14 protein-coding genes are annotated in these 14,882 nt (G+C 67.8%); 7 read left to right on the top strand and 7 right to left on the bottom strand.

Annotated elements, in window-relative coordinates:
- Positions 1-2 precede the first annotated feature (2 nt).
- The 3 genes from J5J86_RS18665 to dapE are packed head-to-tail and all read right to left on the bottom strand — an operon-like array spanning position 3 to position 2,458.
- Positions 3-452: a DNA polymerase III subunit chi gene (locus J5J86_RS18665; RefSeq protein WP_209100715.1), complete on the bottom strand. Its 450-nt coding sequence runs from the start codon at positions 450-452 to the stop codon at positions 3-5.
- Positions 453-483: 31 nt separating this feature from the next.
- Complete coding sequence (locus tag J5J86_RS18670; protein ID WP_209100717.1) at positions 484-1,257, bottom strand: alpha/beta hydrolase; 774 nt, start codon at positions 1,255-1,257, stop codon at positions 484-486.
- A 13-nt stretch (positions 1,258-1,270) separates the two neighbouring features.
- The gene (dapE, locus tag J5J86_RS18675; RefSeq protein WP_209100719.1) at positions 1,271-2,458 is read right to left on the bottom strand and encodes a succinyl-diaminopimelate desuccinylase; all 1,188 of its coding nucleotides are present in this window, start codon (positions 2,456-2,458) and stop codon (positions 1,271-1,273) included.
- Between the two features lie 131 nt (positions 2,459-2,589).
- On the opposite strand from dapE, the gene J5J86_RS18680 reads away from it, so the two are divergent.
- The 3 genes from J5J86_RS18680 to J5J86_RS18690 all read left to right on the top strand — a co-directional run bounded on the left by J5J86_RS18680 (position 2,590) and on the right by J5J86_RS18690 (position 7,609).
- Positions 2,590-5,256, top strand: coding sequence for a DUF3772 domain-containing protein (locus J5J86_RS18680; protein WP_209100721.1), 2,667 nt, complete (start codon positions 2,590-2,592; stop codon positions 5,254-5,256).
- 61 nt (positions 5,257-5,317) lie between these two features.
- A complete protein-coding gene (locus J5J86_RS18685) occupies positions 5,318-5,845 on the top strand; it encodes a CAP domain-containing protein (RefSeq protein ID WP_209100723.1) in 528 nt (175 codons plus the stop codon).
- Between the two features lie 189 nt (positions 5,846-6,034).
- A complete protein-coding gene (locus J5J86_RS18690; RefSeq protein WP_209105449.1) occupies positions 6,035-7,609 on the top strand; it encodes an AMP-binding protein in 1,575 nt (524 codons plus the stop codon).
- Between the two features lie 6 nt (positions 7,610-7,615).
- Here J5J86_RS18690 and J5J86_RS18695 read toward each other — a convergent pair whose 3' ends face one another.
- The 3 genes from J5J86_RS18695 to J5J86_RS18705 all read right to left on the bottom strand — a co-directional run bounded on the left by J5J86_RS18695 (position 7,616) and on the right by J5J86_RS18705 (position 9,435).
- Positions 7,616-8,143, bottom strand: a complete 528-nt coding sequence (locus tag J5J86_RS18695; RefSeq protein WP_209100725.1) for a queuosine precursor transporter — start codon at positions 8,141-8,143, stop codon at positions 7,616-7,618.
- Positions 8,144-8,211: 68 nt separating this feature from the next.
- Positions 8,212-8,511: a 50S ribosomal protein L28 gene (rpmB, locus tag J5J86_RS18700; protein ID WP_209100727.1), complete on the bottom strand. Its 300-nt coding sequence runs from the start codon at positions 8,509-8,511 to the stop codon at positions 8,212-8,214.
- Positions 8,512-8,682: 171 nt separating this feature from the next.
- The gene (locus J5J86_RS18705) at positions 8,683-9,435 is read right to left on the bottom strand and encodes an SDR family NAD(P)-dependent oxidoreductase (protein ID WP_209100728.1); all 753 of its coding nucleotides are present in this window, start codon (positions 9,433-9,435) and stop codon (positions 8,683-8,685) included.
- Positions 9,436-9,590: 155 nt separating this feature from the next.
- On the opposite strand from J5J86_RS18705, the gene J5J86_RS18710 reads away from it, so the two are divergent.
- A complete protein-coding gene (locus J5J86_RS18710) occupies positions 9,591-10,202 on the top strand; it encodes a TetR/AcrR family transcriptional regulator (protein WP_342449128.1) in 612 nt (203 codons plus the stop codon).
- On the opposite strand, the gene J5J86_RS18715 is transcribed toward J5J86_RS18710, so the two are convergent.
- Positions 10,135-11,058, bottom strand: a complete 924-nt coding sequence (locus tag J5J86_RS18715; RefSeq protein WP_209100730.1) for a LysR family transcriptional regulator — start codon at positions 11,056-11,058, stop codon at positions 10,135-10,137. The genes J5J86_RS18710 and J5J86_RS18715 overlap by 68 nt on opposite strands.
- A 130-nt stretch (positions 11,059-11,188) precedes the next feature.
- Here J5J86_RS18715 and J5J86_RS18720 point away from each other — a divergent pair, with 130 nt between their 5' ends.
- From J5J86_RS18720 to mmsB, 3 genes are all read left to right on the top strand, one after another.
- Positions 11,189-12,685: a CoA-acylating methylmalonate-semialdehyde dehydrogenase gene (locus J5J86_RS18720; protein ID WP_209100731.1), complete on the top strand. Its 1,497-nt coding sequence runs from the start codon at positions 11,189-11,191 to the stop codon at positions 12,683-12,685.
- A gap of 103 nt (positions 12,686-12,788) precedes the next feature.
- Positions 12,789-13,931: an isobutyryl-CoA dehydrogenase gene (locus tag J5J86_RS18725; RefSeq protein ID WP_209100732.1), complete on the top strand. Its 1,143-nt coding sequence runs from the start codon at positions 12,789-12,791 to the stop codon at positions 13,929-13,931.
- A gap of 49 nt (positions 13,932-13,980) precedes the next feature.
- Complete coding sequence (gene mmsB, locus J5J86_RS18730) at positions 13,981-14,874, top strand: 3-hydroxyisobutyrate dehydrogenase (protein WP_209100733.1); 894 nt, start codon at positions 13,981-13,983, stop codon at positions 14,872-14,874.
- The last annotated feature ends 8 nt before the right edge of the window (positions 14,875-14,882 follow it).

Consider the following 14,882-nt stretch of genomic DNA (forward strand, 5'->3'; position numbering starts at 1 on the left):
GGTCAGGCCTTGCGCACCCAGCGGCCGTTCTCGTCCTGCTGCCAATAGGTCAGGGTGTGCCCGGCCGCTTTTGCCGTCCGCCATTTGTCGCGGGCGGCGGCGACCGCATCGTCGTCCCGTCCGTCGAACATGTGCACCACCCGCACATAGGCCGTGGCGTCCTCGATCCCTGCGCCATCCACCAGGAAGCGCACTTGCGCCCCGTTGGGATTGGCTGTTCCGAGGGCGATCAGCACCGGCTGGCGCTCCGGCTGGGGCTGCGCATCTGTTCCATGGGGCAGGAAGGACGCGTCGTCATAGGTCCAAAGATGGGCATCCAGCGCGTCGCGCCGTTCCGGCGAGCTGCATTGAACGACGCAGCGCCAGCCTCGCTCCAGGCTCTTCTCCAGAAGCAGGGGGAGGGCGTCCTCCAGCCGGCGCCGCTCCAGATGGTAGAAAAGCACTTCCGTCACGTGCGATCCCAATTCTTGGCCCGGCGCCAGCTTATACAAGCCCGTCCAGCACATCCACGAGCCGCGCCAGGTCCTCCTCGCGCGACAGGCGATGGTCGCCATCCTTCACCAGGGTGAAGACCACGTCGTCCTCCGCGAGGCAGGTGACGAGGCGCATGGCATGCTGCCACGGCACGTCCTCGTCCCGCGCCCCCTGGAGGATGCGCACCGGGCAGCCCACCGCGAAGGGGGCACCCAGAATAGAGTGGCGGCGGCCGTCTTCGATCAAAGCGCGGGTGATCACATAGGGCTCCTCGCTATAGGCGGAGGGGCGGGCATAGCGGCCGGTGGCCAGAATCTCGTCCTTCACCTCCTGCGGGAAGCGCGCCCACATGAGGTCCTCGGTGAAGTCCGGCGCGGGGGCGATGAGCACCAGGGCTTTCAGTCGCGCCGCTGCCGCGCCACCCTGCGCGGCCAAGGCGCGGGCCAGCAGCAGGGTGATCCAGCCGCCCATGGACGAGCCCACCAGGATCTGCGGGCCGGTGGTGGCGCGCTCGAACACGGCCTTGGCATCCGCCAGCCAGTCCGAGATGGTGCCATCCTCGAACTTGCCCCCCGAGGCGCCGTGGCCGGAATAGTCGAACCGCACATAAGCGCGCCCGCGCTCCGCCGCCCAATGGGCCAGCGCCTGCGCCTTGCTGCCGGTCATGTCGGACTTGAAGCCGCCCAGCCACATCACCCCCGGCCCCTGGCCGGGAATGGCGCGCACCGCGATGCGGCGGCCGGCAACATCCAGATGGGTTTCCCTTTCGGCTCCCGGGGTCATGGGCGTCTCCGGCTCAGGCGAGGGTTGCGAAATAGCGGTCGATGATGCGGGCGTAGATCTCCGCCAGCGCCGCGAGGTCGGCCACCGGGGTCACCTCGTCCACCGCATGCATGGTCTTGCCCACGAGGCCGAATTCCACCACCGGGCAAATGTCCTTGATGAAGCGGGCATCGGATGTGCCGCCGGAGGTGGAAAGCTCGGGGGTGCGGCCGGTGACCTCGGCGATGGCGCTGCTCACCAACTCCACGAACGGGCCCGGCGCGGTGAGGAAGCTCTCGCTGCCACCCGCGCGTATCTCAAGGCTGTAGGCGATGCCCTCGCCCACTTCGGCGAGGCGGCGGCGAAGCTCCGCCTCCAGGCTGGCGAGGCTGTAGGTGTCGTTGAAACGCACATTGAAGCGCGCGGTGGCTTCGGCCGGAATGACGTTGAAGGCCGGATTGCCCACGTCGATGGACACCACTTCCAGGTTGGAGGGCTGGAAGTGCGCGGTCCCGGCATCGAGCGGGGTGGCCAGCAGCGCGCCGACGAGGCGCACCAGCTTGGGGATTGGATTGTCAGCGAGATGCGGATAGGCCGCATGGCCCTGCCGGCCGGTGACGGTGATAACCCCCGACAGCGAGCCGCGCCGGCCGATCTTCACCGCATCGCCCAGCGCCTGCGGATTGGTGGGCTCGCCCAGCACGCAATGGTCGATGCGCTCGCCCCGCGCCTTCAGCCACTCCACCACCTTGATGGTGCCGTCGAGGGCCGGGCCTTCCTCGTCGCCGGTGATGAGGAAGGACAGGCAGCCTTGGGCAGGCCGGCCATGGGTGAGCGCGGCGGCAAGCGCCGCGCCCACGCCGCCCTTCATGTCCACCGCGCCGCGCCCATAGAGCTGGCCGTCCACCACCTCGCCGGAAAATGGCCCGTGCCGCCAGTGGGCGGCATCGCCAGGCGGCACCACGTCCACGTGGCCGGCGAAGCACAGGTTGGGGCCGGCCTCGCCGATGCGTGCATAGAGGTTGGCGATGGCGGGGCCGCCCGTGTCGAAGGTCAGGCGCTCCACCTTGTAGCCGGCTGCTTCCAGAGCCTTGGCCACCACCTCCACCGCCGCGCCCGAATGGGGTGTCACGGAGGGCGTGCGCAGAAGCGTCTGCGTCAGGGCGAGGGCGTCGCCGGCCAGGGTGTCTTTGCTCTTGACGGGGGCGGTGGGGCTGCTCATGGAAGGGCGCGTTCCGTGACGAATTGGCGCCGTTTTAGTGTGCTTTCGCGCCGGAGGGAAATGGTCCCCCGGAAGCGCTGCCTTGGATGCGCCCCGTTTGAAGGCTTGGAAGGCCGGCAGGAGGACGTTGCATGATCGGTTTGTTCGCGCGCCGCGCCGGCCCTGTCCGGGGGGCGCTCGCGGGGTTGGCCTTTGCCGTGGCCTTTGCCTTGACCTTGGTTCTGGTGGCCGCTCCCGCCCCTTGGGCGCGGGCGCAGACCCCCGCGCCGGTGCAGGCTCAGACCCAGGCGCCCGCCGCCACCGGCACGCCAGCGCCCGCACCGAACGGCTCCGCTCCTGCCGCCGCAGCCCCGACGCCTGCGCCCGTTCCCATCGACCCGGTGGCTCAGACGGCGCGCGAGAAGGCCGATTCGCTGCGGGTTGCCCTCGACAGCATCGAGGCGGCGCTGCGGGTGGAGGGCCTGCGCGCCAACGACCTGGACGATCTGCGCGCGCGCCTCGACCCGGTGCGCAAGGACGTCCAGCGCCTCGCCGACGATCTCTCGCCCCGTCTCAACAATGCCAAGACCCGGCTTGCCGAACTCGGCCCGGTGCCCAAGGACGGCGCGCCGCCGGAGGATGCCACCGTCACCGCCGACCGCGCGCAATTGCAGGCGCTCAACGCGCAGCTGGATGCGGCGCTCAAGCAGAATCGGGCGCTGGCCGCCCGCGCCGACCAGGTGTCCGACACCATTGCCAGCCGCCGACGCATCCTGTTCGCCGGCCAGCTGTTCGACCGCTCCGCGAGCGTTCTCGATCCGCGCCTGTGGAGCGATGCCGCCTCCGCGCTGACGGTGGAGTGGCGCTCGCTCAACTATCTGGTGACTGACTGGCTGGGCTATGCTCGCCAGCGCCAGGAGGGGCCGATGGTGGCCGCCATTGCGGGCGGGGCACTGGCCATTTTCCTCGCGGTCTATCTGATCGGCCGCAAGCTGAGGGCGCGGCTGCGCCGCCCTCCGCCGGCGGATGGCGAGGCCTATCACCGGCTGCGCGCGGCGCGCGAGGCCTTGAAGATCGCCCTCTTCAACGCCGTCATCACGCCCGCGGCCACCATCGGCGCCTATGCCTTCCTGACCGGCTTCGACCTGGTGCCGCCGCGGGTGGGCGAGGTGCTGAACGGGCTTGTGGTGGCGGTGTGCATCCAGTCCATCGCCATGGCGATGGCACGGGCCGTGTTGGCGCCCTCCGAACCTTGGCGCCGCCTGCCGCCCATCTCCGACCAGATTGCCCGCGTCACCTATCGCTACTTCTCCTGGACGGTCTGGACGCTCTCCATCGCCGTCTTCCTGAACGGGCTCCACCGCTCGCTGTTCGCCCCGGTGACGCTGACGGTGACCACCAGCGCCATCATGTCCCTGCTCATCGCCATCTTCATCGCCCGGGGCCTCGTCGCCCTGGCGCGGGTGACGCCCGATGACGAGAATGAGGACGTCTCCGCCAAGCCCGATCCGGCCGCCAACGCCCCCTCCGGATCCACCGTGCGGCCTTGGGTGCGGTTCCTGGTCTGGCTGGTGCTGGCAGTCCTGCTGGGCGCGCTGGTGGCCGGCTATGTCTCCTTCGCCGCCTTCATCGCCGCCCGCCTGGTCCTGGCCATGGCGGTGTTCGGCCTCGTCTATTTGTTCTTCGCGCTGGTGGATTCCTTCCTGTCCACCATCCGGCCGGACACCCACCAGGCGAAGGTGTTCGCAAAGACCTTGGGCCTCGGCACCACCAAGCTGGAGCTCATCGGCATCCTGCTCGGCGCCCTCTTGAAGATCACGGCGGTGGTGCTGGGGCTGATGCTGGTGGTGGGCAGCTGGGGCGCCTCCAGCGCCGATGTGCTGGACACCATCGAGCGGGTGTCGTTCGGTGTACGCATCGGCAACACCACCATCACGCTTTGGAACGTGCTCTATGCGGTGATCCTGCTGCTGGCGGGCGTGGTCATCGCCCGGACCGTGCAGCGCTGGATGTCGAGCCAGGTGCTGCCGCGCCTGGGGCTGGAGCCGAGCCTGCAGAGCTCCATCTCCACCGTCATCGGCTATGTGGGCACCATCCTCGCCATCGCCATCGCCATGAGCGAGATCGGGCTCAATCTCGAAAACATCGCTCTCGTGGCCGGCGCGCTCTCAGTGGGTATCGGCTTTGGCCTTCAGTCCATCGTGTCCAACTTCGTCTCCGGCCTGATCCTTCTGGCCGAGCGGCCAATCCGGGTGGGCGACACCATCAATGTGAAGGGCGAGGAGGGCTATGTCCGCCGCATCAGCGTGCGGTCGACGGAGATCGAGACCTTCGAGCGGTCCACGGTCATTGTGCCCAATTCCGATCTCATCACCGGGATGGTGAAGAACTTCACCCATTCCAACACGACGGGCCGGGTGATCGTCTCCATCAACGCCACCTATGATGCGGACGTGGACGAGGTGCGCGATATCCTGGTGGCCTGCGCCTGCGATCATCCGCAGGTGCTCCAGACGCCGCCGCCCCGTGTCTTCCTGTCCAAGTTCGTGGATGCGGGCATCGTGTTCGAACTGCGCTGCGTGGTGGCGAATGTGGATTATGCGCTGACCGTGAAGTCGGACCTGCATTTCTCTATCCTGACGCGATTCCGCAAGGCGGGCATCGGCATGGCCTGTCAGCCATGGGCCTCGTTGGCGCGGGCGTCCACCTCCATGGTGCCGCCCCCCGCGCGGCCTGAGCCGCCGCCGCCCACCACCGAGGACCTGGACCTGCCTCCCGCCAAGGGCGGATCGGACGCAGGCGCGAAAGACGGGCGCTAACGCTTCCTCAACCAAGCCGGCTTCACATGGCGGCACGTTCTTTTCTCTCGCGGAGGCCGCCATGCGGTTCGCGCCCTTCTTCGTGCTCTTCTCGCTCGGCCTTTCGCTCGGCCTTGCGGGTTGCAGCTCTGTGCCCACGGAAGACGCCAAGCCGGCCTTCTATGACAATCTCGCCAAGACCGGCCAGCCGGTGAATCCGGAGGCCGCCGCGGCGCTTCTGAATTCCTATCGCGCCACCAAGGGCCTGTCTCAGGTCACCATCGATCCGACCTTGACCCGCATCGCGCAGGACCAGGCCAATGCCATGGCCGCGGCCGACACCCTCTCCCACGAGGTGGGCGGGCGCACCTTCGTCACCCGCGTGAAGGCGGCAGGCTATTCTCCCGCCATCGCGGTGGAGAATGTGGGCGCCGGTTATCACACCCTCGCCGAGGCCTTTTCCGGTTGGCGCGACTCCCCACCCCACAACAAGAACATGCTGACCCCCGGCGTGACCCGCATGGGCATCGCCACCGCCTTCGCACCCAAGTCCAAGTACAAGGTCTATTGGGCGCTGGTGCTGGCACAGCCGGACGAGAAGTCCCGCTGATGTCCGCCGGTGCGGCCGGGGGCTGCACCGGTGCTCGGCACCGCAAAAAGCGGTTACCTTCATCTCGCACCCGCGAAATGGTGTGGACGGGCGCGCGCGCGCGATCTAGCTTGTTTCCTGCCTAAGCTTTAAGCAGGACGTGCCGGATTGCTTCTCACCGCGTTTCCCGCCTCGGACCCTTATGAGCGGATGCGCGCCGCGTTCCGCTGGCAGATCCCCGCCCGCTACAACATGGCCGTCCATGCCTGCGACGGCTGGGCGGCGCGCGAGCCGGAGCGGCCCGCGCTGCTGGTGAAGGGGCGAGGCGGCTTTTCCCCGCTCAGCTACGCCATCCTGGCGGCGCGTTCCAATGCGCTCGCCCGCGCGCTTGCAGCCCGCGGGATCGGGGCCGGAGATCGGGTGGGCATCCTGGCGCCGCAATGCCCGCAGGTGCTCATCAGCCATTTCGCGCTCTACAAGCTCGGTGCCATCGCCGTGCCGCTGGCGGCCGTGTTCGGCCCCGATGCCATTGCCTACCGCCTCACCGATTCCGGCGCCAAGGGACTGATCGCGGACGCTGCCGGCTTTGCCAAGATGTCGGCGGGTCTTGATGGGCTTTCCGTGCGCATCTGCATGGATGGGGCGGGCGGCGGGCTCGAAGGCTTCGACGATCTGGTGGCCGGGGAGAGCCCCGCGCCGTTCGACATCACCACCGGTCCCGACGATCCGGCGCTGATGATCTACACCTCCGGCACCACGGGCCAGCCCAAGGGGGCGCTCCATGCCCATCGCGTGCTGATTCCCCACGTCACCGGCCAGGTCTTCACCCATGACGATCTGCCCCAGCCGGGCGATCGCATGTGGACGCCGTCCGATTGGGCGTGGGCGGGCGGGCTGCTCAATACCGTGCTGCCGGCTCTCGCTCATGGGGTGCCGGTGGTGGTGCAGCCGCCCGGCAAGTTCGATCCCGAAGCCGCCTTCGCTCTGCTGGCGGAGACCGAGGTGCGCAACGTCTTCATTCCCCCCACTGCTCTCAAGATGATGCGCGCCGTGGCGCGGCCCCGCGAGCGGTTCGGCTTTGCGCTGCGCACCGTCGGCTCGGCCGGCGAGGCGCTGGGCGCAGAAACCTTCGCCTGGGGGCGGGAGGCGCTGGGCGTGCCGGTGAACGAATTCTACGGCCAGACCGAATGCAATTACGTCATCGGCTCCAGCGCCCGCTTGGGCGTCGCGCGCGCGGGTGCCACGGGCAAGGCCATTCCCGGCCATGACGTGGCCGTGCTGCGCGAGGACGGCAGCCTGGCGGATGTGGATGAGATGGGCCAGATCGCCGTGCGCACGCCCGATCCGTCCCTCTTCCTGTGCTATTGGAACCGCCCGGAGGCCACCGCCGACAAGTTTCAGGGGGCCTGGATGCTCACGGGCGACCTCGCCCGGCGGGACGGAGACGGCTTCATCCATTTTCTCGGACGCGATGACGATGTCATCACGTCGGCGGGCTATCGCATCGGCCCGAGCGAAATCGAGGATTGCCTGCTTCGGCATCCGAGCGTCGCGCTGGCGGCGGTGGTGGGCAAGCCCGACCCCGTGCGCACGGAGATCGTGAAGGCGTTCATTGTGCTGGTGCCGGGGGCGGTGGCGAGCGACGCACTGGTGGCGGAGTTGCAAGCCTTGGTGCGGGGTTCGCTGGCCGGCTACGAATATCCGCGCGAGGTCGCCTTTGTGGACGAATTGCCGCTGACCACCACCGGCAAGGTCATCCGCCGGCAGTTGCGGGACCGGGGCTGAGCGGGATCAGAGCGAGGCGGTTGCCGAATTCAGGCGCGGCTGCCAGACCGGCATGCGGGCAATGAGCATCCGGTAGGGGCCCAGGAACAGAGCGATCATGGCCAGCTTCACCCCATAGTCGCACAAGGCCCAGTTCTGCCAGGGCAGATCCGTGCCGGCGAAGGCCAGGGAGAAGAAGAGGACCGTATCCACCGCGCTCGACACGAAGCCGGACATGAGCGGGGGTAGCCACCAGGCGCGCCGACGCAGCCGGTCGAACACCGCCACGTCCAGCAGTTGCGCGCACAGGAACGCCGTGCCCGAGGCGAAGGCGATGCGCGGGCTTGCAAAGGCGACGGACAGAAGCACCGCCAGGGCAAAGCCCACATAGACCACGCGCCGCGTGCGGCTGGGGCCCAGCCGGCGGTTGGTCAAATCGTTCACCAGGAAGGTGACGGGATAGGTGAAGGCGCCATAGGTCAGGTAATCCGCAAGGCCGAACGGCTCGAACGGAAACTGCACGAGAATATTGGCGGCCAGAACCGCCGTGCACATGCAGAAAACCGCGAGCGCGAACGCCCGCGGTTCAGAACCTTTGGCGAAGATCAGACCCGACACGCCGTTCAGGCCGCGGTTGCAGCCTCAGCCTGGGCCTTGGCGATCTGGCGCTTCAGCTCGAGCGCGAGGGGAGAAAGCTCCTCGGCGCGGGCCTTCTTGAGGAAGGCGTCGAGGCCGCCGCGGTGATCCACGCTCTTGAGCGCATTGGCGCTGATGCGCATGCGCACGGAACGGTTCAACGTCTCGCTCTGGAGCGTCACGTTGCACAGGTTCGGCAGGAACCGGCGCTTGGTCTTGCGGTTCGAGTGGCTCACGAGGTGGCCGGTCAGAACCGCCTTGCCGGTCAGGTCACACCGCCGGGACATGGCAGAAGTCCTTCAAATTCGTTGCGCGAAGACGAGGGTGTCCAGGGCCGCAAGGCCCTTCGTCGCCCACCCGTCTGATCGGGAAGGCGCTCGTATAAGCGGCTAAGAGGTTATCGTCAAGGTGCGCGCGCCGCTTGCGTGCGGCGGCGCGCTCCCCGTCATCGGTTCGTCTCACGCATTGGCGCCGCCGTCCACCGTGAAGCTGGCGCCGGTGATCTGGCGACCGGAGGGGCCGGCAAGGAAGGCCACCATGTCGGCGATGTCCTGCGGCGTGCCGAACTGCTTCAGCGCCATGGAGGCGAGCTGCACAGCGCTGCCGGGGCCGTCGGCAGGGTTCATGTCCGTGTTCGTGGAGCCGGGCTGCACCACGTTCACCGTGATCTTGCGCTCCCCAAGATCGCGGGCGAGGCCGCGGGTGAAGGACACGAGGGCCGACTTGGTCATGGAATAGACGGAGATGCCGGGCATGGCGACCCGCTCGCCCAGGCACGAGCCGATATTGATGATGCGCCCGCCCTCGGAGAGGAGCGGGATGGCCGCGCGGGTGGTGAGCACCACGCCACGCACATTCACGCCGATCAGGGCGTCGATGTCCTCAAGGCTCATGGTCTCCAGCGGGCCGCCGCGCGCGATGCCGGCATTGTTTACGAGGATGTCCAGGCCGCCGAGCGCGCCCGCGGCGTCCTTCACGGCCGCTTCCACCGCCGCGCCACTGGCCGCATCCGCCTGAATGGCTTGGCCCCGCCGGCCCAGCGCCTCGATCTGTCGGACCACCTCGGCCGCGCGGTCCGCCGAGCGCTCATAGGTGATGGCCACGTCCGCGCCGGCCTTGGCGAGGGTCAAGGCAATGGCGGCGCCGATGCCGCGGCTGGCGCCGGTGACGAGGGCTTTCTTGCCGGCGAGATCCTGTCCGTTGTGCTGCATGGGGCTCTCCTGTGGGAGGATTAATATAATGATCGTTACATAAATAGACTCGCAAACAGCCGTCAAGGCATTATTTAATGGACGATACAGAAAGAGGAGCGGAGCCGGACATGGCGGCACGCGGCAGGCCCAGGGCGTTTGATCGGGATGCGGCCTTGAAAGCCGCCATGGAGCTGTTCTGGCGCAAGGGCTTTTCCGCCACCTCCATGGCCGATCTCTGCGCCGCCATGGGCATCAATGCGCCGAGCCTTTATGCCGCCTTCGGCAGCAAGGAGGCGCTCTATGAGGCGGCGCTCCGGCAGTATGAGCAGGCGGCCTCGCCGCTCATTTGGGGCGCCTTCGAGGCCGCTCCCACCGCGCGCGCGAGCATCACGGGCCTTTTGATGGCGTCGGCTGCCAACCTGCCCGGCACGGATCGCCCGCCCGGCTGCATGATCACCCTTGCGACCGCCGGCCAAGAGGGATGCACGCGGCTGGGGGACTTGGTGGCAAAGGCGCGAGCCGAGGGGGAAGCCATGATCGCCGCTCGCCTGCGTCGTGCCGTGGCCGAGGGAGAGCTCCCCCCGGGCACCGACATTGCCGCCCTCGCCGCCTTCTACGCCTGCGTCCAGCATGGCATGTCCATCGAGGCGCGGGACGGGGCCGATCGGCAGAAGCTGGAAGCCATCGCCCGCTGTGCCTTGTCCGCCTGGCCGGTGCTCACCGGCGGGGGCGCGGCTCCTCCGGCAGGAACAGGGTGCGTGCCTCCTGCACCTCGCGGGCGATAAAGTCCGCCGCCACGCGGATGCGCGCCAGGGTGCGGGTGTCCGCATGGGTGATGAGCCAGAAGGTGCGGCTGATCTCCACCTCGTCCGCCAGCAGCGGGAGGAGATCGTCCTCCCCATCCGCCATGAAGCGCGGCAGCACGGCGATGCCCGCCCCCGCCTTCACGGCCATGAACTGGGCCACCAGCGAGGAGGAGCGCACACGCGGCCGCAGATCCTTGGCAACCAGCGGGGCATAGTCCAGCTCAGGCGCATAGAGCAGTTCGTCCACATAGGAAATGAAGGTGTGCCGCGGGAGCGCCGCCCGCGTCTCGATGGGCCCATGGGCGGAAAGATACGCCCGCGAGGCATAAAGGCGCAGGCGGTAGTCGGTGAGCTTGCGCGCATGGAGCCGCCCCTGCTTGGGCCGGCTCAGCGAGATGGCGATGTCCGCCTCGCGCTTGGTGAGGTTGAACACGCGCGGCATGGCCAGGAACTGCACCTCCAGCTCCGGATGCCCCGCCGCCAGCCGCCCCATGCGCGGGGCGAGGAAAAAGGTGCCGAATCCGTCCGGCGCACCGATGCGCACGGTGCCGGCCACGCCCAGGTCCGCCCCGCCAATTTCCTGCTGGGCGGCGGAGGCCAGCGTCTCCATGGCCTCGGCCGTTCCCAGCAGGCGTTCGCCCGGCGCGGTGAGCACATAGCCTTGCGGTTGGCGGTCGAAGAGCTTCGCGCCCAGCCTCTGCTCCAGCGCGCCGATGCGCCGGCCCACCGTGGAATGCTCCACGTTCAATTGACGGGCCGCCACGGTGAGCTTGCCGGCGCGCGCGACCGCGAGAAAATAGCGCAGGTCCGACCACTCGAACTCGCCAGCAGCCATGGGTGAGAGCTCCGCTATGCGAAAAAATGCACGCGCATGGTGCGCGAATTCGCCTTTATGTGCAAAAAACCATAAGCCATTGTGCCGGCCAACAAGCGGACCGAAATCAAGAACCCCTTAGGAGGCGCCCATGCGCGAGATCGGACATTTCATCAACGGCAAGCACGTGCCCGGCACGTCGGGACGCTATTCGGATGTGTGGCAGCCCATGACGGGCGAAGTGGTGGGCCGCGTCGCGCTGGCCTCCACCGCCGAGATGCGCGCCGCCGTCGAGAACGCCAAGGCTGCCCAGGTGGGTTGGGCCAACACCAATCCCCAGCGCCGCGCCCGGGTGATGATGAAGTTCCTGGAACTGGTGCAGCGCGACTATGACGCGCTGGCCGACCTGCTCGCCCGCGAGCATGGCAAGACCATTCCCGACGCCAAGGGCGACATTCAGCGCGGCCTGGAAGTCATCGAGTTCGCCTGCGGCATCCCGCACCTTCTGAAGGGCGAGTTCACCGACGGCGCCGGCCCCGGCATCGACGTCTATTCCATGCGTCAGCCGCTGGGCGTTGTGGCCGGCATCACGCCGTTCAACTTCCCCGCCATGATCCCCATGTGGAAGTTCGGCCCCGCCATCGCCTGCGGCAATGCCTTCATCCTGAAGCCGTCCGAGCGCGATCCCGGCGTGCCCATGCGTCTTGCTGAGCTGATGATCGAGGCCGGCCTGCCGGCGGGCGTGCTCAATGTGGTGAATGGCGACAAGGAGGCGGTCGACGCCATCCTGGACGATCCGGACATCCAGGCGGTGGGCTTCGTCGGCTCGTCCTCAATCGCCCAGTACATTTATTCCCGCGCCGCCGCGACGGGCAAGCGCTGCCAGGGCTTCGGCGGCGCCAAGAACCACATGATCATCATGCCCGACGCGGACATGGACCAGGCCGTGGATGCCCTCATCGGCGCCGGCTACGGCTCTGCCGGCGAGCGCTGCATGGCCATCTCGGTGGCGGTGCCGGTGGGCCAGGAGGCGGCCGACCGTCTGATCGAAAAGCTGGTCCCTCGTGTGGAGAGCCTCAAGATCGGCCCCTCCACCGACATGACCGCCGATTTCGGTCCCCTCGTGACCCGCGAGGCGCTGGAGCGCGTGACCAAGTATGTGGACATCGGCGTCGAGGAAGGCGCCAAGCTCTTGGTGGACGGCCGCGGCTTCAAGCTCCAGGGCTATGAGAACGGCTTCTATCTGGGCGGCTGCCTGTTCGACCACGTGACGCCGGACATGCGCATCTACAAGGAAGAGATCTTCGGTCCCGTCCTCTCCGTGGTCCGCGCCAAGGACTATAAGGAAGCGCTGCGCCTGCCCACCGAGCATGAATATGGCAATGGCGTTGCCATCTTCACCCGCGACGGCGATGCCGCCCGCGACTTCGCCTCCAAGGTCCAGGTGGGCATGGTGGGCATCAATGTTCCGATCCCGGTTCCGATCGCCTATCACACCTTCGGCGGCTGGAAGCGCTCGGGCTTCGGCGATCTCAACCAGCATGGCCCGGATGGCGTGCGCTTCTACACCAAGACCAAGACCGTGACCTCGCGCTGGCCTTCCGGCGTGAAGGACGGGGCGGAGTTCGTCATCCCCACCATGAACTGACGGTCTCCTGCGGAGACGGACAATCGCGGTGCGGCGCGGCCTCAGGCTGCGCCGCGTCCCAGTGCATGGCGGAGGAACCGCCAGCCTGCCCGTGGGAGGTTCCATGTTCGAGCTCACCGAGGACCAGATCGCCATCCGCGACATGGCGCGCGATTTCGCCGCCGCCGAGATCGCGCCTTATGCGGTCGAGTGGGACGAGAAGAAGCATTTCCCCGTCGACACCTTGCGCGCCGCTGCCGCGCTCGGCATGGGCGGGGTTTATGTGGGCGAGGATGTGGGCGGGTCGGGCCTGTCGCGGCTCGATGCCGCGCTGATCTTCGAGGCGCTGGCCACCGGCTGCCCGGGCACCTCGGCCTTCATCTCCATCCACAACATGGCCGCCTGGATGATCGACCGCTACGGCACGCTTGAACAGCGCCAGCGGTTTCTTCCCGATCTGTGCACCATGGCGGCGCTGGCCAGCTATTGCCTCACCGAGCCCGGCTGCGGCTCGGACGCCGCCGCGTTGAAAACGCGGGCGGTGCGCGACGGCGACCATTATGTGGTCGACGGCCAGAAGCAGTTCATCTCCGGCGCCGGAGCCGCCGATTATTACGTCACCATGGTGCGCACGGGCGGGGAGGGGCCGAAGGGCATTTCCACCCTCGTCATTCCCGCTGGCCTGCCGGGCCTCTCTTTCGGCGCCAATGAGAAGAAGATGGGCTGGAACGTGCAGCCCACCCGCGCCGTGATCTTCGAGGGCGTCCGCGTGCCGGTGGAGAACCGCATCGGCGCCGAGGGCGAGGGCTTTCGCATCGCCATGGCCGGGCTTGATGGCGGGCGCCTCAACATCACCGCCTGCTCGCTGGGCGGGGCGCAGGCGGCCCTCGACAAGGCGCTCGGCTACATGGCGGAGCGCAAGGCGTTCGGAAAGCGGCTCGACGAATTCCAGGCGTTGCAATTCCGCCTTGCCGACATGGCCATCGAGCTGGAGGCGGCCCGCACCTTCCTGTGGCGCGCGGCGGCGGCGCTGGATGCCAAGACGCCCGACGCCACCAAGCTGTGCGCCATGGCCAAGCGCTTCGGCACCGATATCGGCTTCCAGGTGGCCAATGAGGCGCTCCAGCTGCATGGTGGCTACGGTTATCTTGCCGACTACGGAATTGAGAAAATCGTTCGGGATCTGAGGGTTCACCAGATCCTGGAAGGCACCAACGAGATCATGCGCCTGATTGTGTCTCGCGCACTGATTGCCGGCTCCAACTGACCTTTTGCCGGCGCATCGCGCCGAAGCATCCCCTTAAGGGAGGATCCTCATGACCCATGTCGCATTTCTCGGCCTCGGCAATATGGGCGGGCCCATGGCCGGCAATCTGGTCAAGGCTGGCCTGACCGTCACCGGCTTCGACCTCGTTCCCGCCGCTTTGGAGGCCGCCAAGGCGCGCGGCATCGTCATTGCCGCGAGCGCGGCCGAGGCGGTGGCGCAGGCGGATGTGGTGGTGACCATGCTGCCCTCCGGCAAGCATGTGCTGGGCGCGGTGGACGGCCCGGACGGCCTCTTCGCCCATGCCCGCAAGGGCACGCTTTTCATCGACAGTTCCACCATCGACGTGGCCTCCGCTCGCGCCTTCCATGCAGCGGCTGCCGCGGCCGGTCACGAGAGCCTGGATGCGCCGGTTTCCGGTGGCGTGGTGGGGGCGGAAGCCGGCACGCTCACCTTCATGGCCGGCGGCACGGCGGGGGCATTTGCCAAGGCACAGCCGCTGCTGGCGCATATGGGCCGCAAGGTGGTCCATTGCGGCGAGGCGGGCGCCGGCCAGGCGGCCAAGATCTGCAACAACATGATCCTCGGCATTTCCATGATCGCCGTGTCCGAGGCCTTCGTGCTGGCGGAGAAGCTGGGCCTGTCCCATCAGGCGCTGTTCGACGTGGCGTCCACCTCGTCCGGCCAGTGCTGGGCGCTCACCACCAATTGCCCGGTGCCAGGCCCGGTGCCGGCGAGCCCCGCCAATCGCGACTATAAGCCCGGCTTTGCCACGGCCCTGATGCTGAAGGACCTGCGGCTCTCCCAGGAAGTGGCCGAGCAGGCCGGCGCCGCCACCATTCTCGGCGCCAAGGCGACCGAGCTTTATTCCACCTTCGAGGCGGAGGGGAATGGCGGCACGGATTTCTCCGGCATCATCAAGTGGGTGCGCGACCACGAGGCGTGAGCGCGCCG

Origin of the sequence: Aquabacter sp. L1I39 (assembly GCF_017742835.1) — a bacterium.
Lineage (GTDB): Bacteria > Pseudomonadota > Alphaproteobacteria > Rhizobiales > Xanthobacteraceae > L1I39.